The 23,423-nt window shown below is 55.1% G+C and carries 26 protein-coding genes and 2 tRNA genes; 14 read left to right on the forward strand and 14 right to left on the reverse strand.

Translation table 11 applies throughout. The features are described 5' to 3' along the window. Positions 1–12: 12 nt before the first annotated feature. From ACNQ0T_RS09160 to ACNQ0T_RS09190, 7 genes are all read left to right on the forward strand, one after another. Positions 13–825 (forward strand): MetQ/NlpA family ABC transporter substrate-binding protein, encoded by an 813-nt coding sequence (locus ACNQ0T_RS09160; protein ID WP_371186367.1) that lies wholly within the window; start codon positions 13–15, stop codon positions 823–825. A gap of 108 nt (positions 826–933) precedes the next feature. Beyond that, positions 934–1,143 carry a fumarate hydratase FumD gene (gene fumD / locus ACNQ0T_RS09165; RefSeq protein ID WP_003857676.1) on the forward strand — a complete coding sequence of 70 codons (210 nt, stop codon included), beginning with the start codon at positions 934–936 and terminating at the stop codon, positions 1,141–1,143. A gap of 117 nt (positions 1,144–1,260) precedes the next feature. Continuing rightward, on the forward strand, positions 1,261–1,428 hold the full coding sequence (locus ACNQ0T_RS09170; RefSeq protein WP_022647883.1) for a hypothetical protein: 168 nt from the start codon (positions 1,261–1,263) through the stop codon (positions 1,426–1,428). Positions 1,429–1,572: 144 nt separating this feature from the next. Further along, the gene (locus ACNQ0T_RS09175; RefSeq protein WP_417929930.1) at positions 1,573–2,979 is read left to right on the forward strand and encodes a DUF1996 domain-containing protein; all 1,407 of its coding nucleotides are present in this window, start codon (positions 1,573–1,575) and stop codon (positions 2,977–2,979) included. A 92-nt stretch (positions 2,980–3,071) separates the two neighbouring features. Continuing rightward, on the forward strand, positions 3,072–4,382 hold the full coding sequence (locus ACNQ0T_RS09180) for a sensor histidine kinase (protein WP_023305997.1): 1,311 nt from the start codon (positions 3,072–3,074) through the stop codon (positions 4,380–4,382). Then, positions 4,375–4,986, forward strand: a complete 612-nt coding sequence (locus ACNQ0T_RS09185; RefSeq protein WP_022647886.1) for a response regulator transcription factor — start codon at positions 4,375–4,377, stop codon at positions 4,984–4,986. The genes ACNQ0T_RS09180 and ACNQ0T_RS09185 overlap by 8 nt, the downstream gene beginning before the upstream one ends. Before the next feature lie 89 nt (positions 4,987–5,075). Further along, a complete protein-coding gene (locus ACNQ0T_RS09190; RefSeq protein ID WP_022647887.1) occupies positions 5,076–5,555 on the forward strand; it encodes a GlcG/HbpS family heme-binding protein in 480 nt (159 codons plus the stop codon). 38 nt (positions 5,556–5,593) lie between these two features. Here the strand turns inward: ACNQ0T_RS09190 and ACNQ0T_RS09195 are convergent, their stop codons facing one another. After that, positions 5,594–5,734, reverse strand: coding sequence for a hypothetical protein (locus ACNQ0T_RS09195; RefSeq protein WP_003857665.1), 141 nt, complete (start codon positions 5,732–5,734; stop codon positions 5,594–5,596). 125 nt (positions 5,735–5,859) lie between these two features. On the opposite strand from ACNQ0T_RS09195, the gene ACNQ0T_RS09200 reads away from it, so the two are divergent. Further along, positions 5,860–6,642: an MBL fold metallo-hydrolase gene (locus ACNQ0T_RS09200; RefSeq protein WP_169441056.1), complete on the forward strand. Its 783-nt coding sequence runs from the start codon at positions 5,860–5,862 to the stop codon at positions 6,640–6,642. A 72-nt stretch (positions 6,643–6,714) separates the two neighbouring features. Beyond that, positions 6,715–7,350 (forward strand): carbonic anhydrase, encoded by a 636-nt coding sequence (locus tag ACNQ0T_RS09205; protein WP_022647889.1) that lies wholly within the window; start codon positions 6,715–6,717, stop codon positions 7,348–7,350. Positions 7,351–7,378: 28 nt separating this feature from the next. On the opposite strand, the gene ACNQ0T_RS09210 is transcribed toward ACNQ0T_RS09205, so the two are convergent. From ACNQ0T_RS09210 to mdtK, 4 genes are all read right to left on the reverse strand, one after another. Continuing rightward, a complete protein-coding gene (locus ACNQ0T_RS09210; RefSeq protein WP_063853908.1) occupies positions 7,379–8,974 on the reverse strand; it encodes an FAD-NAD(P)-binding protein in 1,596 nt (531 codons plus the stop codon). A gap of 122 nt (positions 8,975–9,096) precedes the next feature. Continuing rightward, a tRNA-Val gene (locus ACNQ0T_RS09215) sits at positions 9,097–9,173 on the reverse strand. A 4-nt stretch (positions 9,174–9,177) separates the two neighbouring features. After that, positions 9,178–9,254, reverse strand: a tRNA-Val gene (locus tag ACNQ0T_RS09220). 153 nt (positions 9,255–9,407) lie between these two features. Continuing rightward, positions 9,408–10,781 carry an MdtK family multidrug efflux MATE transporter gene (gene mdtK / locus ACNQ0T_RS09225; RefSeq protein ID WP_032622176.1) on the reverse strand — a complete coding sequence of 458 codons (1,374 nt, stop codon included), beginning with the start codon at positions 10,779–10,781 and terminating at the stop codon, positions 9,408–9,410. Between the two features lie 225 nt (positions 10,782–11,006). On the opposite strand from mdtK, the gene ACNQ0T_RS09230 reads away from it, so the two are divergent. Then, a complete protein-coding gene (locus ACNQ0T_RS09230) occupies positions 11,007–11,648 on the forward strand; it encodes a riboflavin synthase (protein ID WP_022647892.1) in 642 nt (213 codons plus the stop codon). Positions 11,649–11,678: 30 nt separating this feature from the next. Here the strand turns inward: ACNQ0T_RS09230 and cfa are convergent, their stop codons facing one another. Together cfa and punC are read right to left on the reverse strand one after the other, a co-directional pair. After that, on the reverse strand, positions 11,679–12,827 hold the full coding sequence (gene cfa / locus ACNQ0T_RS09235) for a cyclopropane fatty acyl phospholipid synthase (protein ID WP_022647893.1): 1,149 nt from the start codon (positions 12,825–12,827) through the stop codon (positions 11,679–11,681). 298 nt (positions 12,828–13,125) lie between these two features. Then, positions 13,126–14,325, reverse strand: a complete 1,200-nt coding sequence (punC, locus tag ACNQ0T_RS09240; protein WP_126503421.1) for a purine nucleoside transporter PunC — start codon at positions 14,323–14,325, stop codon at positions 13,126–13,128. 112 nt (positions 14,326–14,437) lie between these two features. Between punC and punR the strand changes: the two genes are divergently transcribed. After that, the gene (gene punR, locus ACNQ0T_RS09245; RefSeq protein WP_022647895.1) at positions 14,438–15,349 is read left to right on the forward strand and encodes a DNA-binding transcriptional activator PunR; all 912 of its coding nucleotides are present in this window, start codon (positions 14,438–14,440) and stop codon (positions 15,347–15,349) included. Positions 15,350–15,366: 17 nt separating this feature from the next. Here punR and purR read toward each other — a convergent pair whose 3' ends face one another. Beyond that, positions 15,367–16,392 carry an HTH-type transcriptional repressor PurR gene (gene purR, locus ACNQ0T_RS09250; protein WP_006809011.1) on the reverse strand — a complete coding sequence of 342 codons (1,026 nt, stop codon included), beginning with the start codon at positions 16,390–16,392 and terminating at the stop codon, positions 15,367–15,369. A gap of 297 nt (positions 16,393–16,689) precedes the next feature. Here purR and ACNQ0T_RS09255 point away from each other — a divergent pair, with 297 nt between their 5' ends. Then, positions 16,690–16,779, forward strand: coding sequence for a YnhF family membrane protein (locus ACNQ0T_RS09255; RefSeq protein WP_003857632.1), 90 nt, complete (start codon positions 16,690–16,692; stop codon positions 16,777–16,779). A 161-nt stretch (positions 16,780–16,940) separates the two neighbouring features. Beyond that, positions 16,941–18,107, forward strand: coding sequence for an MFS transporter (locus ACNQ0T_RS09260; RefSeq protein ID WP_417929933.1), 1,167 nt, complete (start codon positions 16,941–16,943; stop codon positions 18,105–18,107). A gap of 37 nt (positions 18,108–18,144) precedes the next feature. Here the strand turns inward: ACNQ0T_RS09260 and sodB are convergent, their stop codons facing one another. Beyond that, positions 18,145–18,726: a superoxide dismutase [Fe] gene (gene sodB / locus ACNQ0T_RS09265; RefSeq protein ID WP_017693553.1), complete on the reverse strand. Its 582-nt coding sequence runs from the start codon at positions 18,724–18,726 to the stop codon at positions 18,145–18,147. A gap of 122 nt (positions 18,727–18,848) precedes the next feature. Beyond that, positions 18,849–19,607, reverse strand: coding sequence for a C40 family peptidase (locus tag ACNQ0T_RS09270; RefSeq protein ID WP_058678002.1), 759 nt, complete (start codon positions 19,605–19,607; stop codon positions 18,849–18,851). A 338-nt stretch (positions 19,608–19,945) separates the two neighbouring features. On the opposite strand from ACNQ0T_RS09270, the gene grxD reads away from it, so the two are divergent. Next, positions 19,946–20,293: a monothiol glutaredoxin 4 gene (grxD, locus tag ACNQ0T_RS09275; protein WP_003832760.1), complete on the forward strand. Its 348-nt coding sequence runs from the start codon at positions 19,946–19,948 to the stop codon at positions 20,291–20,293. 78 nt (positions 20,294–20,371) lie between these two features. Here grxD and rnt read toward each other — a convergent pair whose 3' ends face one another. From rnt to ACNQ0T_RS09295, 4 genes are all read right to left on the reverse strand, one after another. Then, positions 20,372–21,031 (reverse strand): ribonuclease T, encoded by a 660-nt coding sequence (gene rnt / locus ACNQ0T_RS09280; protein ID WP_003857625.1) that lies wholly within the window; start codon positions 21,029–21,031, stop codon positions 20,372–20,374. Positions 21,032–21,127: 96 nt separating this feature from the next. Beyond that, positions 21,128–21,535: a lactoylglutathione lyase gene (gene gloA, locus ACNQ0T_RS09285; RefSeq protein ID WP_022647898.1), complete on the reverse strand. Its 408-nt coding sequence runs from the start codon at positions 21,533–21,535 to the stop codon at positions 21,128–21,130. 99 nt (positions 21,536–21,634) lie between these two features. Beyond that, positions 21,635–22,732, reverse strand: a complete 1,098-nt coding sequence (locus ACNQ0T_RS09290; protein ID WP_023299948.1) for an alkene reductase — start codon at positions 22,730–22,732, stop codon at positions 21,635–21,637. 53 nt (positions 22,733–22,785) lie between these two features. Beyond that, entirely contained in the window at positions 22,786–23,385 is a 600-nt protein-coding gene (locus tag ACNQ0T_RS09295) for a TetR/AcrR family transcriptional regulator (protein ID WP_022647900.1), read from the reverse strand. Positions 23,386–23,423 lie beyond the last annotated feature (38 nt).

Below are 23,423 nucleotides of genomic sequence, written 5' to 3' on the forward strand. Positions count from 1 at the left end.
AGGAACCACATCATGAAAAAGACACTGACACTGATCGCCGCAGCCACCCTGAGCGCCCTGAGCTTTGCCGCCTGGGCGGATACGCTGACTGTGGGGGCATCCAACACGCCGCACGCGGAAATTCTGGAGCAGGCTAAGCCGATTCTGGCGAAGCAGGGTATTGATCTGGAGATTAAACCGTTCCAGGACTACATTCTGCCCAACACCGCGCTGGCGGGGCGTGACATCGACGCCAACTACTTCCAGCACATCCCTTATCTGAACAGCGTGCTGAAAGATCACGCGGGCGATAAGGATTATGATTTTGTCAGTGCCGGCGCTATCCACATTGAGCCGATCGGTATCTATTCGAAAAAATACAAATCGTTGAAGGATCTGCCGGAAGGCGGCAAAATCATCATGCGTGATGCGGTTTCCGAGGAAGGACGTATTCTCTCCATCTTCGAAAAGGAGGGGGTGATCAAGCTGAAGCCAGGCATCGATAAAGTGACCGCGCGCATCAGCGATATCGTGGAAAACCCGAAAAAGCTGCAATTCACCCCTAACGTCGAGGCATCTCTGCTGCCGCAGATGTACAACAACGACGAAGGTGCTGCGGTGGTGATCAACGCCAACTACGCAATTGATGCTGGTCTGGATCCGGTCCACGATCCAATTGCGGTTGAAAGCGGTGAGAATAACCCGTACGCCAACATCATTACCGTTCATCGCGGTGATGAGAAGAAGAAGGATATCGTCGCGCTGGTGAACGTGCTGCACTCCAAAGAGATTCAGGACTGGATCCGCACCAAATACAAAGGCGCGGTCATCCCGGTAAACAACTAATCGCCTGATTTTCCAGACGAAGCCCGGCGAACAACACGCCGGGCTTCTTTTTTGTATCCAGCCGACGAATGATTTAAGCTGACGGTTTAGGGCAACGGAGTGATGGCAATGGGCAATGTGACCAAAGACGAAGCGCTGTACCAGGAGATGTGTCGGGTGGTAGGCAAGGTCGTTCTGGAGATGCGTGACTTAGGGCAGGAGCCCAAGCATATCGTGATTGCCGGGGTACTACGTACCGCGCTGGCGAACCAGCGCGTTAAGCGCAGTGAGTTGACCACCAAAGCGATGGAAACGGTGGTTAAAGCGCTGGCCGGTTAGGACGAAGCGTCTCGCGAGTTTTTCAGATCCCGCATATCAACAGTCATTATTGTTATTTCCTCTTCATGATGAAGGCGTGTTTAACTGAGTCCAGGTTAAGCGAGAAGGGTAATGACGATGAAAAAATGGATAAGCACGTTACGGCGGTTTTTTGCGCCCCGACCAGCGAATGCGGAGAACAGCGCGCAACGTGTTCTTGAGTCAATACTGCCTGTCGCCAGCCTCTATGGCGTGGACGTAGCCAACATCGACCCGGAGTGGTTCTATGTTAAAACGTCACGCTGAACTTCGCCGGACGCGCGAAATGTACTGGAATGAGCTGTGCGTGATGCGTGTAAAGTGAGAATGAAGGGAAAAATGCCCTGGCTAATCCTCGGTAAACGATAGCCGTTTTGTTACCACTATCTCCTTTCTCAGATGGAGATGATAATGAAACGGACAGTATTAACCCCCGCGCTTTCTGCCACCGTGCTATTGCTTGCCATGCAGGCGGCACACGCTGGTCCACAGGCGCATGTTGTATGCAGTTATTCCCATACCCTCGGCGATGATGCCATTATGATGTACGGCATGCCCAACGAGGCCATGCTGCACGATTTTTTTGGTAACGTGCAAACGGATGCTTACTCCAGCCGTGAATCGCTGCGTACCCAGGAAAAGACCACCTGCGATAACAAAGCAGACAGCTCGGCCTACTGGGCTCCGTCGCTAAAATTACCGGACGGAACGGTGGTCAAACCCGCCTATCAAAAAACCTATTATCAGGCATCGAACGTTGACGCCTGGCCACTGCACCCGTTCCCGGCGGGGCTGTCGCTGCTGGCGGGGGATCATCACGGCACCGCGCCAAATCCACATATCACCTTTTTATGCGCCAACGGCAAGGGCTACACCACCAGAACGGGTGAAGTCTGCGGTTTACGCAAGGCGAAGGATGCCGTGCAGTTTAATATCGGCATTCAGTTCCCGAACTGCTGGGACGGGGCCAACCTGAAGCCCGCCCACGGCCTGGCTAACGCCACCTACGATACGAAAGGACAGTGTCCGTCCGCCTTCCCGGTGAAGATCCCGACGGTGAACATGAATATTGCGTACGTGCTTCCGACAATTAGCTCTCTGGATACCAGTAAAGTCCAGCTTTCCCTCGACCCCACCATGCATGGCAGTGAACGTGAAGAGCGATGGGGGAGCCTGTATACGGCGCATGCTGACTTCATGAACGGCTGGACGGAAGATGCCGCGCGCTTTATGACCGACCTGTGCATGAACCGCGGAATGGATTGCGGCACCACCGTGCCGTATGGTTATTCAAAAGCGAAGGCCAACGTCTGGCTCAGCAGCATGGAACCCGCACTTTCACAACCCGATCCCCAGGTCTTACTGGTGCAGGATAACTGGAAGAACGGTGGACGCACGAAAAACAGCGAAACATTGTCGCTGGTGAAGTTCAACATCCCTCCGCTGCCTGCCGGACAGGATCCTGCCCAGTTTAAATACCGCGTGAGAATTTATGGCGGGAAAGTGGAAACCAACGGCGCGGATCAAATCTTCTTCTATCCGGCGAGTAACGACTGGGATCCGGCCACCGTGAGCTGGCATTCACGGCCGCCCTGCAACTATCGCTCGGATGCGGTGCTTTACCTGAACCACTCCCGCGAATACCGGATGGTGGACGTGGATAAAGCGGTGCGCAAGGCGCTGGCAGAAGGGAAAACCGATATTTCGTGGTATATCGGCGGCGATCGTCAGGGAAATCACTATCAGTTTGAGACGGGGTCATCTCAACAAAGCCTGATCCTGATGCTGACCGGGTTTAGCAAAACGCCGGAGATCTGATAACGCCCGCGTTTTTTTGTTCTCAACAGCGTTAACTGGTAATGTCGACAGCCTGAATGACTGCGCCCGTTAACGCTATGAGCTTAAATAAGATGATAAAGCGCAGCATCGCTGCATGGGTGGCGGTCTGCCTGATAAGCGGTATGCTGCTTTATGCGGAACAGATACGTCGCCAGTACTGGGAGCGCGATCGCGAGTTTACGGCACGCTATTCGGCGATCGGCGCGGTGCTGACGCAAAACGAATCGGTGCTTCCGCTTCTGAGCGGCGATGAAGATATTACCGCGTTACGCAAAAAGTTTCCTTCTGTCCTGGCCCTGGAAAAAACCGCGGGGCGTGCGCTGGACGCCCCGCGTGTGGAGCCGTTTCGCGGCGTGCAGTACTGGTTATATAATCCCTGGCGGCAGATACGCGTGCTGGTCGACCTAAGCGCGCTGATTCCCGCGCGCCATAGCTTTGCGCAGCTGCATCTTAACGTCACGAACGGCGATGGTCCGCCATCCTCCGGCGCTTTCTGGCGCTGGCAGCGCGCTTTCCCGCAGCATACCCAGCCCTTCGTTCTTACAGCCGAGGCAGAGCCTGACTGGTTCAGCGTTTCCCTGCTGCCTTACCTGCTGCTCTTTCTGACGTGGGGGGTAGCGATTGCGGGCGTGGGAAGCGTGCTCTGGCAGCGCAAACAGCGGCAGCAGGCCGAGCAGCGCGCCCGCTATTATCAGCATGCCAGGCTTAACACGCTGGGGGAGATCACCGCGGGCATTGTCCATGAAATTAACCAGCCGCTTACCGCCGTGCAAACCTGGATCCAGGGGGCGCAGCGACAGCTCGAGGCTAATCCGCAGGCCGTGCCGCAGGCGCTTGCGGCCGCGCTGCTGCAAACGCAACGCATCAGCGCCCTGCTGACGCGCTTTCGCGAGCATGTGGTACAGGAGAAGGTGACTCTGCGCGAAACCGATCTGGTGCAGTGCTGGCAGCAGGTTGAGAGCCTGCTGGAGCACGAGCGCAAATCGAACCGTATCGCGGTCATCCACGCGTTTGCAGCGGACGCCACGACCGTGCTGGCAGACAGGCTCTGGCTGGAGCAGATACTGCACAACCTGCTCAGCAATGCGATTCAGGCTCAGCAGGAGAGCACGCACGGCTGGGTGCGAATCGACAGCCAGAAAAACGAGAAGGGCATTCTGGTCACGCTTACTGACGGCGGGCCGGGATTTAGCCCGGAGGCCCTGCAAAACGCTTTTATGCCCTTCTTTAGCGGACGCCCCGGCGGAACGGGGCTGGGGATGACGTTAACCGAAACGCTAATAACCCGCATGACCGGCTCGATTGCCCTGGGCAACGCCCCGCAGGGTGGGGCGCAGATCCGGTTGCAGCTCGCAGAAGGTAAGGAGACAAAGCATGGATAAGGTGGTCTGGCTCATTGATGACGATGAGTCCATCAGGGAATCATTGACGTTTTTACTCTCCGGAATGGGCTGGCAGGTTAAGGCATTCGAGAGCGTCGATGCCTTTACGCTGGCGCACGGCGGCGAAACGGCGCTTGTCGGCTGTCTGCTTCTGGATATGCGCATGCCGGGCAAGAGCGGGCTTGCCTGGCTGGAAGAGGGTGAATGGCCCTGGCCGCTGCTGCCAGTCGTTATCATGACCGGGCACGGAACGGTCGACGCCTGCCGTCGCGCGTTTCGCAACGGCGTGTTTGAGTTCTTCACCAAACCCCTGGATGCCGACAGGCTTATCGAAACGGTTGGCATGGCTTTCGAAGAGAGCCTGCGGCGATCTGCCGCCTGGCAGGATATCTCGCGGATTAAAGCGCGATTCGAACAGCTAACCGCGCGGGAGCACGAGGTGTTGACCGTGCTGATGGAAGGATGCAGCAACAAAGAGGCGGCTGCGCGTCTTAACCTCTCCCCGAGGACCGTGGAAGCGCACCGCGCGGCGGCGTTTGCCAAGCTTGGCGTCAGCAGCCTGGTTCAGGCGAGCCGGGATTATGACAAATTGCAATCCGTATAACTACCAGGTGGAGTGCGTAATCAACCGAATTACGTGTAAACGCGCGCTTCAGTAATCTCGGGTTGTCTCCCAACACTCGAGGAAGTGCAATGAAAAAAGTATTGATGGTGGCGGCACTGGTTGCAGGTAGCGTAAGCCTGGCTGCACGGGCGGATGCGCTGAATCAGAAAAGCCTCTCTCTGGCACAGGCTAACGCGCTGGCAACGTCTGCTGTTAAGGCCTGTATGGCAAAGAACTATCAGGTTACGGTGACCGTGGTTGACCGCGCAGGGGTTGTTAAGGCGGTGCAGCGCACGGATAACGCTGGTCCACATACGGTAAAAGCCAGCGAAATGAAGGCATATACCGCGCTGAGTACGAAAAACGCGTCAGGCAAGGTAATGGAAGCTGCACAGACTAACGCGGGCGCGCAGAATATGCGTGATGTTCCCGGCTTCCTGCTGCTGGCGGGTGGTTTACCGGTAAAAGAGGGCGATGAGGTGATTGGGGCGATTGGCATCGGCGGTGCGCCGGGCGGTCATCTTGATGAAGCCTGTGCCCAGGCGGCCATTAACGGGGCCGGACAGTAATTCATAAAAAAAGCACCGGCATGGCCGGTGCTCTGTATTCAGATCTTGCAGGCATCGCCGCAGTCGTCATCGGCGACAATCGCCTGGGCTTTTTTATCCGCATCGTCGAGACGTTCCGCGTTGCGCTCTTCTGCTTCATCCAGCCCGTTAAAGACTAAGTTATCGAGATCAATTTCCATGTGCCACCTGCGTTATTCAGTTTTTGATACTGGCACAGTATAAGTCAAAAAAAGCGGGCCAGGCACCCCTCAGCACATATGGATAATCCCTGCCATACTCAGTGCTTTATTGCTGAGGAAAGCCGATGATTACACTCTGTAAAACCTGCGGTACCGCTTACGATGAACAGCCCAAAAACTGCCCGATTTGCGACGATGAGCGCCAGTATGTCCCGGTGACGGGCCAGGCATGGACGGACTTCGACAGCCTTACGACCACGCACACCAACAAATGGCAACAGCTGGAGCCGCAGCTGTTCAGCATCAAAACCGTTCCCGCTTTTGCCATCAACCAGCGGGCGCTTCTGCTGAGTACGCCGCAGGGCAATGTTCTGTGGGACTGCATCGCCAACCTCGATCCGGCGACCAGAGCGTTAGTTGACGCGCTCGGGGGCATCAGCGCGATCGCGATTTCGCACCCACATTACTACACCACCATGCAGGAGTGGGCCGCCGCGTTTAACGCGCCGATCTATCTGCACGCCAGCGATCGGCAGTGGGTGATGCGTGACAGTCCGGCGATACGCTTCTGGGAGGAGGACGCCCTGGAGATTATGCCGTCGGTGACGCTGCTGCGTCTGGGCGGGCATTTTGCAGGCGGCACGGTGCTGCACTGGCAGTCAGGCGACGGCGTGCTGCTGGCCGGTGATATTTTGCAGGTTACGCCTGGTAAGGACGCCGTGTCGTTTATGTGGAGTTATCCGAATATGCTGCCGCTGCCTGCCCGCACCGTTGAATCGGTGATCGGTCGACTGACCGGGAAAACGTACCAGCGACTGTACGGGGCCTTTGAAGGGCAAAACATCCCGGCGAACGCAGATGAGATTGTGCAGCGGTCGGGCCAGAAATATATTGCTTGTCTCCGCTAAGGCACGGTGGTTAAATTTTACGAGTGTGATCGCGATCATACCTAAACTAAAACAGATAAAAGAGAAATGGCTATGCAACATATCATTGAAGGTTTTCTCAGCTTTCAAAAAGAGATTTTCCCGCAACGTAAAGAGCTTTTTCGTAGTTTAGCGTCCAGTCAGAATCCCAAAGCGCTGTTTATCTCCTGCTCCGACAGCCGTCTGGTTCCGGAACTGGTCACGCAGCAGGAGCCAGGACAGCTCTTTGTCATTCGAAACGCGGGCAACATTGTGCCACCGTTCGGGCCGGAGCCTGGCGGTGTCTCTGCAACCATCGAATACGCGGTAGTGGCCCTTGGCGTGACCGATATTGTTATTTGCGGCCACTCCAACTGCGGCGCGATGAAGGCGATTGCTGACAACGCCGATCTGGAGCCGATGCCAGCCGTTTCCCACTGGCTGCGCTATTCTGATGCGGCAAAAGCGGTGGTTGAGAAGAAAACCTGGGATCAGCCAATCGATAAAGTGAATGCGATGGTGCAGGAGAACGTCTTTGCTCAGCTGAGCAACATCAAGACCCATCCGTCGGTGGCGGTAGGCCTGCGCAACAACGCCATTCGCCTGCACGGCTGGGTATATGACATCGAAAGCGGCAAAATCCTTGCCCTGGACAAGAACACTAAATCCTTCGTGTCGTTGTCGGAAAACCCGGAAGTCTTCTTCGAGTAATCCGACACCGCAGGGCAGGGAAGCCCTGTTAAAACTCCGTGTAAGGTAACTTCCGTCGCACGCCAGATGCAGGATTCCCCGCCGCTTTCGCCATCGCTTTACCAATTTCAGCGCACTCAGACAACCCCTGAACAAACGGATGATCGTGCATCAGCCAGGGGATCGCCCCAAAAGCGATACGTCCGCGCAGAGACGCAGGTGACAGCAACGTGTAGTCTTCCCCCACGTCCGGTATTTCATCCCCCGTTTCCTCAAGCTGTTTGCGCAGCGTCGGGAAGGGAATATCCTTATTTCTGAGCGGTTTCTGCCCGCGGGCATCGATAAAGACGTCGAAGCGATAACGCTTTTCTTTCGTGGTGATGACGGTCTGATCGCTGCCGATATCCAGGTCGTAATCATCACCGAGTGCGACTACGCTAATGATCCCTGCCTCGCGCAGTGCCAGTAACCGGCGGATAGACTGCGGTGGAATGGCGGCATAGTTATCAATAAACACACGCTCCAGCCCGGATTTAAACCGTTCTCTGTCACGTTCATTGAGTGAAGGGACAATGGCCTGAACTACTTCATGCAGACGAAGCACGGTATAGCGCCAGGCAACGGTGCGTTTCTCGCACTTGTTGCGCTCCACTTCTTTCAGATTCGCTTCGGCCCAGGTGAAAGGACCATGCTTTTTACGATCCTCAAACCAGACATCACGAAGCGTGTCAGCATTCAGCGTGCCGATCGCTATCGCCTGGCACCAGCGCGGATCGGCCAGCTCAAGCTCTTTCACCATCAGCGCAAAGATGCGGTCAAGCAGCCCGTCAGGGCCTTTGGCAATTTCGCTTTCTGCCACAGACTCCGTTAACACCGACAGCGGTTCATAAGGGATAGGGCAGTAAAAGTCGGCCTCCGGAAGAACGCCCGAGCGGGACATCAGCGTGATGTTTAGCCCCTCACTACCTTTATTGACAACGAACTGCTCCCCGCTAAAGCGACCATGCTGCATTACTACCGCCATAGCAGCGTCCAGTCCGCTGAGGGAGGTACCCATAATCCCCACCTCACAGGCTCGGATATCCGCGTCCATCAGCCCCGACCATGGGCTTGGGAAATAGTCGCGGGTGGATTCATCTTCATCAGGCCAGACGTGACCGGTGGCGACCACTGCAAGATCAAACCGCCTTGAGAAAGGGGCATCGTTCACTGACAGGGCCACGCCGTCTGCATCAGCCTTAATATCTGTGACTTCTGCGTTGGGATGAACCTCGATATGAAACCCAGCCTTTTTCGCCTCGGCAACGACGGCGAGAAAGCGGTCGTGGAAATATTCACCCAGCAGAATACGCGGCAGAAACTGCCGTTCATTCAGTCTGTCTTTGTCGACGTTATAGCGGGCAAGATGGGCTTCACTCTGCTGTTTGAGCCAGTCGAGGTAGGTGATAAAAATGGGCGGGATTTCGATACTGGCGATATTCGCCAGCATCAGTCGGGAGTTATCTTCATCGCTGTAAGGCATACCGACGCCGGGCTGATCTGCTTTTTCGAACACGGTGATCGAAAGCGGTGCTGCGTTGTTAAGAAGTGAGTAAAAGGTGTAAATCCCTGTTGGGCCTGAGCCGATAATGGCGATTTTTTTCATCGAAAGCGTTCCTGCGTTTCTGAACCATACAACAAGCGTAGCAGGAGAAAGGTTAAGTCATTCAATGAAGGGAAAAATTAAAACGTTCAGAAGAGGATTTTTGCACCATTTCAGGACTGAAATGGTGCGTCCGAGTGGACTCGAACCACCGACCCCCACCATGTCAAGGTGGTGCTCTAACCAACTGAGCTACGGACGCAGAATGGTGCGTTCAATTGGACTCGAACCAACGACCCCCACCATGTCAAGGTGGTGCTCTAACCAACTGAGCTATGAACGCATTGTGTTGTCGGTGACAACGGGGACGAATATTAGCGGCACAGCCCCAAGGTGGCAAGAGGGAAAATGCATTTTTCTCTCTGATTTCACGCGATTGCTTCATTACCGCGCAAAGTGAAGAGAAAGTAGCCGCCAGCCGGCGGCTACTGTGTCATTAACGCGCAGCGCGTTGCAAAATTACCGCAGACGACTGACGTTGCAGGAAGCGCATGCGCAGCATCATCATAATGGCTGCAGACGTTAAGCCGATGATAAAGCCCATCCAGAATCCGGCTGGCCCCATGCGATCCACCACCAGATCCGTGAGCGCCAGAATATACCCACTCGGCAGGCCCAGAACCCAGTAAGCGATAAAGGTGATAAAGAAGATGGAACGCGTATCTTTATACCCACGCAGCACGCCGCTGCCAATTACCTGGATGGAGTCAGAGATCTGGTAAATGGCCGCAAGCAGCATCAAATGCGAGGCCAGAGTCACTACTTCCGGGTTGTCGTTATAGAGCAGGGCAATTTGCTCACGCAACAGCACGGTAAAGAGCGCGGTACAGACTGCCATGCAGACGCCGACGCCCAGCCCGGTGCGGGCTGCCGTTTGCGCATCCAGCGTCGAGCCTTGCCCCAGACGGAAGCCCACGCGAATCGTCACCGCAGCAGCAAGGGACATCGGCAGGACGAACATCAAAGAGCTGAAGTTCAGGGCGATCTGGTGGCCTGCCACGTCAATAATCCCTAACGGCGAGACCAGCAGGGCGACAACGGCAAACAGCGTCACTTCAAAGAACAGCGCCAGCGCAATGGGCAGACCCAGTTGGGTAAGGCGGCTCATCATCGACCAGTCAGGCGTGCTAAAGGCGGTGTCGTTACGAATGTCGCGCATGGATCGCGCATGTTTAACGTAGGTGAGCATACAGCCGAACATCACCCAGTACACCGCAGCCGTCGCCACGCCACAGCCCACGCCGCCGAGTTCCGGCATGCCAAAATGACCGTAGATGAAGATGTAGTTCACGGGAATGTTCACCAGCAAGCCGATAAAGCCCATCACCATGCCCGGCTTGGTTTTTGCCAGCCCTTCACACTGGTTACGAGCCACCTGGAAGAAGAGATAACCGGGCGCGCCCCAGAGCAGGGCGCGCAGATAACCGACTGCTTTATCTGCCAGTGCCGGGTCGATATTATGCATGGCGCGAATAATATACCCGGCGTTCCACAGGACGATCATAATCAGTACGGAGACACCCCCGGCCAGCCAGAAGCCCTGGCGCACCTGATGGGCTACGCGGTCGCGTCGACCGGAGCCGTTAAGCTGCGCGATAACGGGCGTCAGCGCCAGCAGCAGGCCGTGACCAAACAGAATGGCCGGGAGCCAGATTGAGGTTCCGATCGCCACGGCGGCCATATCGGTGGCGCTGTAACCACCGGCCATTACCGTATCCACAAATCCCATTGCAGTTTGGGCTACCTGCGCGACGATCACCGGTATGGCCAGTGCCAATAACTGACGCGCTTCGATCATATACTTCTGCACGTGAACACCTTTGTATTGTAGTTATTTGAGAGACTAAAAAGGCCGCCGTTACTGGCAGCAAGAAGAAAAAACAGAGGGATGCCAGCTATTGTAGCGGGGTTTAACTAATTATCTAGTGAAAAAATCGCCAGAAATTGCGCATCACTGGCAACCTGTTTTTTCAACTGTTATTGTGGTGGGATTATACGGTGTCATCGCCGTTCGGAATGAACAGGAGCTGTAAGCATGTTTACTGGTATTGTGCAGGGCACTGCCAAAGTGGTGTCCATTGATGAAAAACCGAATTTCCGCACTCACGTAGTTGAGCTGCCTGAATATATGCTCGACGGCATTGAAACCGGGGCGTCGATAGCGCATAACGGCTGCTGCCTGACGGTGACCGAAATTAACGGTAACCAGATAAGCTTTGATTTAATGAAAGAGACGCTGCGCATCACTAACCTGGGTGAGCTGGTGGTGGGGGATACCGTCAACGTTGAACGCGCGGCGAAATTCAGCGATGAGATTGGCGGGCATCTGATGTCGGGCCATATTATGACCACCGCAGAAGTGGCGAAAATCGTGACCTCGGAAAATAACCGTCAAATCTGGTTTAAGGTGCAGGATCCGTCATTAATGAAATACATCCTTTATAAAGGATTTATTGGCATCGATGGGATTAGTCTGACCGTCGGTGAAGTGACGCCGACGCGTTTTTGCGTGCATTTAATTCCTGAAACGCTGCAACGTACTACGCTTGGCGCAAAAAAACTGGGGCAGCGCGTAAATATCGAAATTGATCCGCAGACCCAGGCGGTCGTGGATACCGTTGAGCGCGTGCTGGCGGCGAAAGAGGCGGCGATAATAAAGGCCGTGGAAGAAGAATAAAAAATAACCCCGGTTACCCGGGGTTATTTTTCAGCGGGCCACGCGCAGGCCGTGCTCAATCCCACGACTAAACACCACCTGCCACAGCTGTATATCCCGCGCGCGGAACGCACCCGCGCAGGCATTCAGATAATAGCTGAACATCCGTTTGAATCGTTCCGAATAGTTGTCGGCGATTTCAGGCCATGCAGCCTGGAAACGTTCATGCCAGGCCATCAGCGTGGTGTCGTAATCTGCGCCGAAGTTATGCCAGTCTTCCACAATAAAATGCGGTTCGCTGGCGTTCGCAATCTGGCGAACAGAGGGCAAACAACCATTCGGGAAGATATATTTGTTGATCCAGGGATCCACATTGTTATCGGTGCGTTTAGAGCCGATGGTGTGTAGCAGGAAAATTCCGTCAGGCTTCAGGTTATGGTCGGCGACGTCGAAATAAGTCTTGTAGTTCTTTGGCCCCACGTGCTCGAACATACCCACGGAAACAATCCGATCGAACTGCTCATTCAGGTCGCGGTAATCCTGAAGCCGAATATCGACATCCAGACCCAGACAGCGTTCCTGTGCCATCTTCTGCTGTTCAGCTGAAATCGTGACGCCGACTACGCTGACACCGTAATGTTTCGCCATAAACCAGGCAAGGCCGCCCCAACCACAGCCGATGTCCAGCACGCGCATGCCGGGCTGCAACTGCAACTTATCGCAAATCAGCTGTAGCTTATCCTGCTGCGCCTCTTCCAGGGTTGTCGCTTTTTTCCAGTATCCGCAGGAGTACTGCATTAACGGGTCGAGCATACGGCTGAAAAGATCGTTGCCCAGGTCATAATGCTCTTTACCGACGATCCACGCGCGCTTTTTACTTTGCAGATTGAACAGGCGGGCGGAGGCGATACGTAACGTATCTTTGAAATGACGAGGGAGCTGATTTTCAAGACCGGCGCGTAAAACGCTGGAGAAGAACATATCCAGCCGCTCACACTCCCACCAGCCGTCCATATAGCTTTCACCCAGCCCTAACGATCCCTCCTGTAACACGCGTTTGAAAAAATCGGGATGTTTAATCTGGGGGTCGGAGGGGGATGAGCCATTAATCGTAATGCCCGCACGTCCCAACAGTTCACTGACGATCCGGGACCAGTTATCGTCCGGAACGCTGACTTCTTCTATACACGATGAACTCATAGCTTCTCCATCACCTTGCTGTGATCAGAACCTTAAAACAGCGTAGACGCTTTTTTGGTTTGTGAGAAATCTCACGGTAAATGCCCGCGAGGCTAATATCCGACGTAGAACAGAGGAAGGGAGATAACCCTTGCCGAAATGCCTTCCATGGTAAAACGGGAGCGCTCCGGCTCCCGTTAACACTTAATATTTATCGTATTTAATCGAACCAAATTCAGTATAGGCCGCAAAATTTGGTGATTCAACAGAAAATTGTTAGCAACCTAATCACTGGTTTTTAACATAGTTTCCCGTGCAATCAGGCGTGCGACGTTTCTGTCTGCGCGTTTTCACTCTGCTCGCGATGGGCGGAGGACTGCATGCGATAACCCAATCCTGCCAGCACAACGGTGAACAGCATCACGCTGGTGGTGGTGAGCAGCGGGGTTGCAATCAACGCAGAGACCACGAGACTTGCCAGGAAGCACAGGCCAAGTTGCAGGGTATTTTGCAGCGCGGCAGCGCGGCCTGTCGCCTGCGGGAATGGACGCAGCGCCTGGGCTACAACGATAGGGTAAATGGCCCCGTTAGCGATCGCCATGACGCAGAACGGAATCAAAATTTCTGCAAGCCCGGCGCCGGGAATAAAGCCGACAGCCCAGGTCGCAATCACGCTTAGCGCATACAGCACCAGCAGCCAGGGTAGCATCTGCTGGCCTTCCCATTTTTGCAGCGCGGCGCGACAGCCATAGCCACCCACCAGGAAGGCGATGGTCTGTGGTACATAGCTCAGGCCGATAGCCGCCGGGCTGTAGCCCATGTCATGCAGAATGAACGGTGAACCGGTAAGCCAGGCAAAGAAGCTGGCAGAGCAGGCGGCATAAATCAGCACGTTACCGCGATAGGCTTTCGACCGCAGTAAAGAGGTAAAGGTAATGGGCTTCGCGTCCGGATGCGTCTCTTTTTTATGCGCAGGTTTAAGCCCGAACGCGGGCAGCATCAGGACCAGCGTGATCGCAAAGAGCGTGGCGAAAATGGCCTGCCAGTCGAAATGCGCCAGGATCCAGCTGCCCAGCAGCGGAGCGAGCGCCGGAGACAGGCCGACCAGCGGCATGATGGTGGCGAAAATGCGGTTAGTGCGTGAGGCGGGGTAGTAATCGGTCACCAGCGCCTGCCAGGTGACCGCTGCGGCACAGACGCCGACCGCCTGAATGAAGCGCAACACCAGTAACCAGGCGGCATCGCGGACCCACAGCATGCCCAGACAGCCTACGGCAAAAATCGCCAGTCCCAGCAACAGAACGGGCTTACGGCCAAAACGATCAGAGAGCGGCCCCCAGAGCAGTTGCGCAAAAGCAAAGCCGGCGAGGAACAAACTCAAACTGGCGCTGATGGCGGCGGCAGGGGTTTGCAAATCTTCCTGCATCGCGGCGAATGCGGGCAGATACATATCGGTCGCCAAAAAGCCCAGCACGCTTAAGCCGCCGAGCCAGACTAAAAATCCTTTCCTGGGTTGCACTTTTTTTCTCCTGAGGAGGCAGGTGTACGTTGGCGCAGAGTGTAGGGAGTGCAAAGCGGCTTGTGAAACGCTAATATTTGGTGGGTGCATTCAAAAAATTTGCAGGCTAAAGATGTGGTCAGATTATTCCCTTGAAGTGGTTGATGCCGTGGCGCGTAACGGCAGCTTTACCGGTGCCGCCCAGGAGTTGCACCGCGTTCCCTCGGCTATCAGCTATACGGTGCGCCAGCTGGAAGCGTGGCTGGCAGTCCCGCTGTTCGAGCGGCGTCATCGCGACGTGGAGCTCACGCCTGCCGGCGCGTGGTTTTTGAAGGAAGGTCGGTCTGTTATCAAAAAAATGCAGATCACCCGTGAGCAGTGCCAGCAGATCGCCAACGGCTGGCGCGGGCATCTCGCTATCGCGGTGGATAACATCGTTAAGCCGGAGCGGACCCGGCAGATGATCGTCGATTTCTATCGTCATTTTTCCGACGTCGAACTGCGTGTGTCGCAGGAAGTGTTCAACGGCGTATGGGATGCGCTGGCGGACGGCAGGGCGGAGATGGCGATTGGTGCAACCCAGGCGATCCCGGTTGGCGGGCGCTACGCGTTCCGTGACATGGGCATGCTGAGCTGGACCTGCGTGGTCGCGCGCGATCACCCGCTGGCGGCGCTGGACGGGCCGCTGAGTGATGACACCTTACGCAACTGGCCCTCGCTGGTGCTGGAAGATACCTCCCGCTCGCTGCCCAAGCGCATTACCTGGCTGCTGGATAATCAGCGCCGCGTGGTTGCGCCGGACTGGGAGTCGTCAGCCACCTGTCTGAGCGCGGGGCTGTGCGTTGGCATGGTGCCGGTGCATTTTGCGCGCCCGCGCATCGACGCGGGAGAGTGGGTGGCTCTGACGCTGGAAAACCCTTTCCCGGATGCTGCATGCTGTCTGACGTGGCAGCAAAACGACGTCTCGCCCGCCATGGCCTGGCTGCTGGATTATCTGGGAGACAGCGAAACGCTGAACCGGGAGTGGTTGCGGGGACCAGCGTAGCTGGCCCCGTAAAGAGATTAACGTCGGTAGTCGCGGAACGGACCGTCGGCAACGGAACGGCGTTCAATCAGGCGCGGGTGGACCTCAATGGACTGGGACTGTTCTCGCTTGTTGACGATCCTGTCCATCAGCATATTGAAGGCCGTTTCACCCAGCGAATCTTTCGGCTGGTGAATGGTGGTCAGCGCCGGGGTAAAGAAACGGGCGTTGCGAACGTTATCATAGCCGATCACCGAGATGTCCTGCGGAACGCGCAGGCCGAGTTCATCCGCCGCGCAGAGCGCGCCCATTGCCATGATATCGCCGCCGCAGAACACAGCGGTAGGGCGATGCGGCTGGGAGACGATCTGCTGCATGGCGCGATAGCCCGACTCCGGCTCGAAATCGCCCTGGACAATCCAGTTTTCTGGCACGGTAATCAGCGCCTCTTCCATCGCTTTCATGAAACCGGCCAGACGGCCAGCACCGGTGTTACGCTCCAGCGGGCCCGGGATCACGCCAATTTCACGATGCCCGCGTTCTACCAGATAACGCCCGGCCATGTAGCCGCCTTCAAAGGCGTTATCAATAACAGAGTCGGTGAAGTCTGCGCGCGCCTCGCCCCAGTCCATCACTACCATCGGAATGTGGCGATACTCTTCCAGCATGGAAAGCACCGACTCAGGGTATTCAGAACACATGACCAGCAGGCCGTCGACGCGCTTTTGCGCCATCATCGACAGGTAAGCGCGCTGTTTTTCAATGTTGTTCCACGCGTTGCCCAGAATCAGGGTATAGCCTTTCTGAAAGCAGTTTTTTTCAACGGCTTCGATGATTTCAGCAAAGTAAGCCGCTTCACTGCTGGTGGCCAGCAGGCCAATCGATTTGGTGTGATTAACCTTCAGGCTACGGGCGACCGCACTTGGCGAGTAGTGCAGTTCTTTGATTGCTGCCCAAACGGCATTACGCGTCTCTTCTGCGACGAAACGCGTTTTGTTAATAACATGTGATACGGTTGTAGTGGAAACGTTTGCGCGTTTTGCTACGTCTTTAATTGTTGCCATTAAATGTCACTCCAGACCATATCCTAAGCTCCTGAAAAAAATGAAGGTAAACGTTTGCCTTCTCTCACCCTTATTACGCAAACATGAGTTGCGACACGCCGGGAAAACGACACAGGACGTCAGGAGGGGGTCAGTGGCCGGTACGCTAATAAATTTAGCGTGGAATTTTGTCCTATCTTGATGAAAAGGGGAAGAGGTAAAGTGGATATCCGTTTAAATCCTGGAAGATTTTTGACCTGAACTGTGTAAAAATGAGCAAGCTCACTTTTCGTAGGGTGAATAAAAGGAGAAAAATTGATGAGTACCGATCTGAAGTTTTCGCTGTTTACCACCATTGTTGTTCTTGCCCTGATTGTTGCGGGTGGTTTAACCGCTGCGCTGCACTGATTCAGGAGGGGGGAGAACCTTCTCCCTCTCTTGCCGCTATTGTTACCTCTCCGGCAAAAATCTTTTGCCAAAATGTTAACTTCTCATTTTTTGTGATTGATGTCATGCTTTTGCCTTCTTTGTTCTGTGCCGGGTAACGGCACGGTATCCGGAGTCTTTTCATGAAAATCAATTTTCCCCTGCTGGCCCTGGCGATTGGCGCCTTTGGGATTGGCACCACTGAATTCTCCCCGATGGGGTTATTGCCTGTTATCGCCCGGGGTGTGGACGTCTCTATCCCTGCGGCCGGTATGTTGATTAGCGCCTATGCGATCGGCGTGATGGTGGGCGCACCGCTGATGACGCTGCTGCTTTCGCACCGCGCGCGACGCAATGCGCTGATTTTCCTGATGGCAATTTTTACTCTCGGAAATGTGCTTTCCGCGATTTCGCCGGATTACACCACGCTGATGCTTTCCCGTATTCTGACCAGCCTGAACCACGGCGCTTTCTTCGGGCTGGGCTCGGTTGTTGCCGCAAGCGTAGTGCCAAAACATAAGCAGGCCAGCGCGATAGCCACTATGTTTATGGGCCTCACTATCGCTAATATCGGCGGCGTTCCCGCTGCCACCTGGCTCGGAGAAGCCATCGGCTGGCGTATGTCTTTCCTCGCAACCGCCGGACTGGGCGTGGTCGCGATGGTCGCGCTGTTCTTCTCGCTGCCGAAAGGAAGTGCGGGAGAACGTCCGGAAGTACGTAAAGAGCTGGCGGTGCTGATGCGTCCTCAGGTGTTGTCCGCGCTGCTCACCACGGTGCTGGGGGCAGGGGCGATGTTTACGCTCTACACCTATATCTCCCCGGTGCTGCACGACATTACCCACGCAACGCCACTCTTTGTTACCGCGATGCTGGTGCTGATTGGTGTCGGGTTCTCGATTGGCAACTATCTCGGCGGGAAATTTGCCGACCGCTCCGTCAGCGGGACGCTGAAAGGTTTTTTAACGCTGCTGATTGTCATCATGGTGGCGATCCCGTGGCTGGCGCGTAACGAAGTGGGCGCCGCGGTTGCCATGGTGGTGTGGGGCGCCGCAACCTTTGCCGTGGTGCCGCCGTTGCAGATGCGCGTGATGCGTGTTGCGCATGAGGCGCCGGGGCTCTCATCATCCGTGAATATCGGTGCGTTTAACCTGGGAAATGCGCTGGGAGCCGCAGCGGGCGGGGCGGTGATTTCCGGTGGTTTAGGTTACAGCTTTGTGCCGGTGATGGGGGCGATCATCGCCGCACTCGGCTTGCTGCTGGTGTTGATGTCCGGGCGTAAACAGCCAGAAGCGGTGTGTACGGCGGAATAAATAAAAACGCAGAAGGGTTGCCCCTTCTGCGTGTCCCTTATGCGGCGAAGTTCTTCGCAACAAATTCCCAGTTAACCAGTGCCCAGAAATGTTCCAGGTAGTTCGGACGCGCATTACGGTAATCAATGTAATAGGCGTGTTCCCATACGTCCACGGTCATCAGCGGCGTTGCGCTGGTGGTCAGAGGGGTACCCGCATTAGAAGTGGAAACGATAGCCAGTTTGCCATCAGCCTCTTTTACCAGCCAGGTCCAGCCGGAGCCAAAGTTTTTAACGGCGGCGTCAGTAAATTTCGCTTTGAAATCCGCGAAACTGCCGAACGCGGCGTTAATCGCTGCGGCCAGCTCACCGGTAGGTTCTCCGCCTGCATTTGGAGCCAGGCAGTGCCAGTAGAAGGTGTGGTTCCACACCTGAGCGGCGTTGTTGAATACGCCACCGTCTGAACTGCGCACAATCTCTTCCAGCGTTTTGCCTTCAAAATCGGTGCCCTTGATCAGGTTATTCAGGTTGGTGACATAGGTCTGGTGATGCTTGCCGTAATGGTACTCCAGGGTTTCCGCGGAAATGTGCGGAGCCAGGGCGTCTTTTGCATACGGTAGTGCAGGTAATTCGAACGACATTGCTACTCTCCTTATAGTTTTATACGTTGCCAATAACCCTACAGACAACAAGGACAGAATAGCAAATTGAAAGGGTATGCAAAAGAGGAACTTACCCCGCCACGGAGGCGGCAGGGCAGGGTCTAGCGAATGGTTTTTGGCGTCATCACTCGGCGCGCACCCACATAGTGGCGCACCCAGTAATCTTCACTGAGGGAGGTGATCTGAATGTCCTGACCGCTGCGCGGTGACTGGATAAATTTACCGTTACCCACATACACCCCAACGTGATCGGCCGTGCCGCGTCCCTGGGTGCGGAAGAACACCAGGTCGCCATTTTGCAGTTCGCCACGGTTTACAGGCGCGGCGTCGCGCAGATGGTACATCTCATTGGCGGTGCGTGGAATGCGAAACTTCACCAGATCTTTATAGGCATAATAAACCAGCCCACTACAGTCAAAACCGGTGCGCGGAGAGGTGCCACCCCAGCGATATGGTTTACCTATTTGCCCCATCAGTTTATTCATCGCCGTTTTTTGCGCTTTCTGCATACGCGCTTTATGCACGTCAGCCAGCTTCGTCACTTTGGCGCATTTCGTTTTATGGCCTTTGCGCACGGTGCATTTATCATTCACCAGGCTGGCGGTCGTGCGAGTGGTTTTGTGCGTGCCGGAACGGAGAGTTTTGGTTTTACTGGAGGCGGTCTTTTTGGTGTGAGCGGTGGTTTTCTTCTTTACTGTTTTGCTGGTGGTTTTTTTCTTACGTTCTGTGGTTTTTGCCAGATGCGTTTTTTGTACAGCAGAATGCCGCGCCTGTTCGGAGGCGTTCGCCGCTGGCGTAAATGAGAGTGTGGTAAACAGTAAAGCACAGAGCGTCATCGAGATTCTAGTTATCCGCGCCACTGGGCAGTCCCCTGATAAGTGCGAGCCAAATTACATACCCGCATGAGATTTACAAAACCAGTCGATTCTAATCCATAAAATCGGAATAAGTTAATAGCATTTTTCATTCAAAAATTGTGTTTCGTTAGCAAGTGCAAAAAAATTCACCATTCTGTCGCACTCTTGTTCGCTCCTTAAGCAAAACCGCACGGCGCGTAGCCTTAAACGTCATTATCAATGCAACTTTACGCGATAGCGGATAAAATAATGAGACGTGACAAAAATGTTATTTTCCGATGTCGGCCTGACCCGCTACAATGTCAGACTGATGCCGTAACAGAAGTTAAAGGAAGCAAGACATGAGCACCACTATTGAAAAAATTCAGCGCCAGATCGCTGAAAACCCGATTCTCCTGTACATGAAAGGTTCTCCGAAGCTGCCAAGCTGCGGCTTCTCCGCGCAAGCGGTTCAGGCGCTGTCCGCCTGTGGTGAGCGTTTTGCTTACGTTGATATCCTGCAAAACCCGGACATCCGCGCTGAGCTGCCAAAATACGCAAACTGGCCGACCTTCCCACAGCTGTGGGTTGACGGTGAACTGGTTGGCGGCTGTGATATTCTGATTGAAATGTATCAGCGCGGCGAACTGCAACAGCTGATCAAAGAGACTGCGGCGAAGTATAAAACCGAAGAGCCGGACGCAGAATAAGTTTTCTGCGAATATAAAAAAGCGACCACATTATGTTGGTCGCTTTTTTTTGTCCTGTGGGGCTGTTGATTACCCAGTCTACGATTGAAGATCGGCCTCGTCGCCCATCGGCAGCGGCCAGCCACCCAGACGTTTCCAGCGGTTGACGATCTCACAGAACAGCTCCGCCGTACGCTCGGTATCGTATAACGCGGAATGCGCCTGAGTGCCGTCAAACGCAATACCCGCCGTGATGCAGGCTTTAGAGAGCACGGTTTGCCCCAGCGCCAGGCCGCTCAGCGCGGCGGTGTCGAAGGTCACAAACGGATGGAATGGATTACGCTTTAGCGAGGCGCGCTCGGCGGCAGCCATGGTGAAGCTGTGATCGAACGTAGCGTTGTGGGCCACCATGATGGCGCGGCTACAGTCATTCTCTTTCATGCCTTTGCGCACCATTTTGAAAATGGCGTGCAGCGCTTCATATTCGCTTACCGCCCCGCGCAGCGGGTTTGTCGGATCGATACCGTTAAAGGCCAGCGCCTCTGGTTGTAAGTTTGCCCCTTCAAAGGGTTCAACGTGGAAATGCAGCGTGGTGTCCGGTACAAGCCAGCCCTGTTCATCCATCTTCAGCGTGATGGCGGCAATTTCAAGCAGCGCATCGGTTTTAGCGTTAAATCCGGCTGTTTCTACATCAATGACAACGGGATAAAAACCACGAAAACGGTCGCACAGACCGGTAAATTGAGCGTTATCGGACATCAGGGTCTCTTACAAGGGGGAAAAAGCAGTGCGCATTATGGCAAATTTTGAGAGGGGATGCAGCAAAACAACGGGCGCATAGTGCGCCCTGCGGGATCAATTGCCCAGACCGCGACCAGCGTCTTTAGCTTCGATCAGTTCGATTTTATACCCGTCCGGATCTTCAACAAATGCAATCACGGTGGTGCCGCCTTTAACCGGACCGGCTTCACGGGTGACGTTACCGCCATTGCTGCGGATACGTTCGCAGGCTTCAGCCGCATTATCCACTTCCAGCGCGATGTGGCCGTAAGCCGTACCCAGCTCGTAGCTGTCCACGCCCCAGTTGTAGGTCAGCTCGATGACCGCTTCTTCAGATTCCGGGCCGTAACCGACAAACGCCAGAGAGTATTTATATTCCGGATTTTCGCTGGTGCGCAGCAGCTTCATGCCCAGAACGTTAGTGTAGAAATCGATGGAACGTTGCAGGTCGCCAACGCGCAGCATAGTGTGAAGTAGGCGCATAATTTCCTCATTAAACAGTGGAATGGATTATCTTTTTGAACAGAAACGATGTTTTAGTATAGCGGCGAAAGGTCGCCGCTATCAATGTACAAAGCGGGATTACAGTGAAGGGTAGTCGGTATAACCTTCCGCGCCGCCGCCATAGAAGCTTTCAGGGCGCTGCGGGTTCAGTTCGGCTTTCTTCTGCAAACGGGCAACCAGATCCGGGTTAGCAATGTAATCACGGCCAAAGGCCACGGCGTCGATCAGACCTTTACCGATCAGATCCTCGGCTTTCTCTGCCGTATAAGCGCCCGCCCCGATAATCACGCCGTGGAAGCGCTCGCGAACTTTCTGGCGGAAGGCTTCGCTGTAGGGCTTGCCGCCTGCCCAGTCCGGCTCGGACATGTGCAGATACGCGATACCGCGTTTAGCCAGCTCTTCAATCAGATACAGCGCATCCGCTTCTTCGTTCGGACCGTTGTCGACGTTCTGGAAGGTACCAATTGGGGAAACTCGAATACCAATGCGATCTGCGCTCCACTCATTACACACGGCATCTACCACTTCAAGCACCAGACGCGCGCGGTTTTCAACGCTGCCGCCGTACTGGTCGGTACGCTGATTGGAAGACGGTGACAGGAACTGGTGCAGCAGGTAGCCGTGCGCAGAGTGCAGCTCAACCAGGTCGAAGCCCGCTTCACGGGCGTTGGCGACGGCCTGACGGAAATCATTCACGATACCCGGGATCTCGTCCAGCTCAAGCGCGCGTGGCGTGGTGGTGTCGACGCGAATAGCATTACCGTTTTCATCGCGCAGGGAAGTGCGGGTATTCGCATTCAGGGCAGAGGCAGAAACGGGCGCCTGACCGCCAGGCTGGATGCTGCTGTGCGAGATACGACCGGTGTGCCACAGCTGAACCGCAATACGGCCATCTTCAGCATGAACGCCTGCGGTGATTTTTTTCCACGCGGCGATCTGTTCCGGGCTGTGCAGACCCGGCGCACCGGCGTAGCCTTTGGCCTGGGCAGAAATCTGCGTGGCTTCGGAAATAATCAGGCCCGAGCTGGCGCGCTGACGGTAATACTCACCCATCAATGGCGTTGGGATATCTCCCGGCTCGATGCTGCGCAGACGGGTAAGTGGGGCCATAAACACGCGGTTTGGGGCAGTAACGGCACCCACTTTCAGTGGGGTAAATAGCTTTTCAGCGGACATAATGGCTCCTGAGTAGACCAGTCGACTAGTAAAAGGGTAAATAAAAACGCCGGCTACACGCCAGGCGCGGTAATACAGTTTTTCACATGCGCCAGCGCGCTTTCGAGCGGCACGGCGCTGCGAGACATTTTTGCCTGCAGGTTGGCGCCTAACCAGAGGGAATAGAGCACCTGTGCCTGCGTGAGCGGATCACCGGAGAAGGAGAGCGTTGTTTCATCGCGGCCTTTTTCCAGCGCCTGAGCCAGCAGAGCGATTACGCCGCTGGCCCCTTTATCCATGGCGGTGCGCATATCTTCGGAGAGATCGCACACTTCGGCAGACAGTTTTACCGTCAGGCAGCCGCTGATGATGCCCTGCTGACAGAACTGCGTCAGCGTTTCCTGATAGTAGTTCAGAACACGATCCCGGTAGTCACCTTCGCCGCTGGCGAAGTGGGCTGCCAGGCGCTGATGGTAGCTGGCGTAGTGCCGCTCCAGCATGGCTACGCCAAACGCCTCTTTGGATCGAAAATAGTGATAAAACGATCCCTTAGGCACTTCAGCGGTTTTTAATAACTCGCTCAGCCCCATACCGGTAAACCCGCGATGCATGCAAAGGCGCTCGCCGGTAGCCAGCAAATGTTCTCGTGTATCGTGTTCTGTATGTCTGCTCATGCTCTTACTCTAATAGACCGTTCGGTCTAATGCAAGCC

This window comes from Enterobacter cloacae complex sp.6700776 (genome assembly GCF_048284255.1).
GTDB classification, from domain to species: domain Bacteria; phylum Pseudomonadota; class Gammaproteobacteria; order Enterobacterales; family Enterobacteriaceae; genus Enterobacter; species Enterobacter intestinihominis.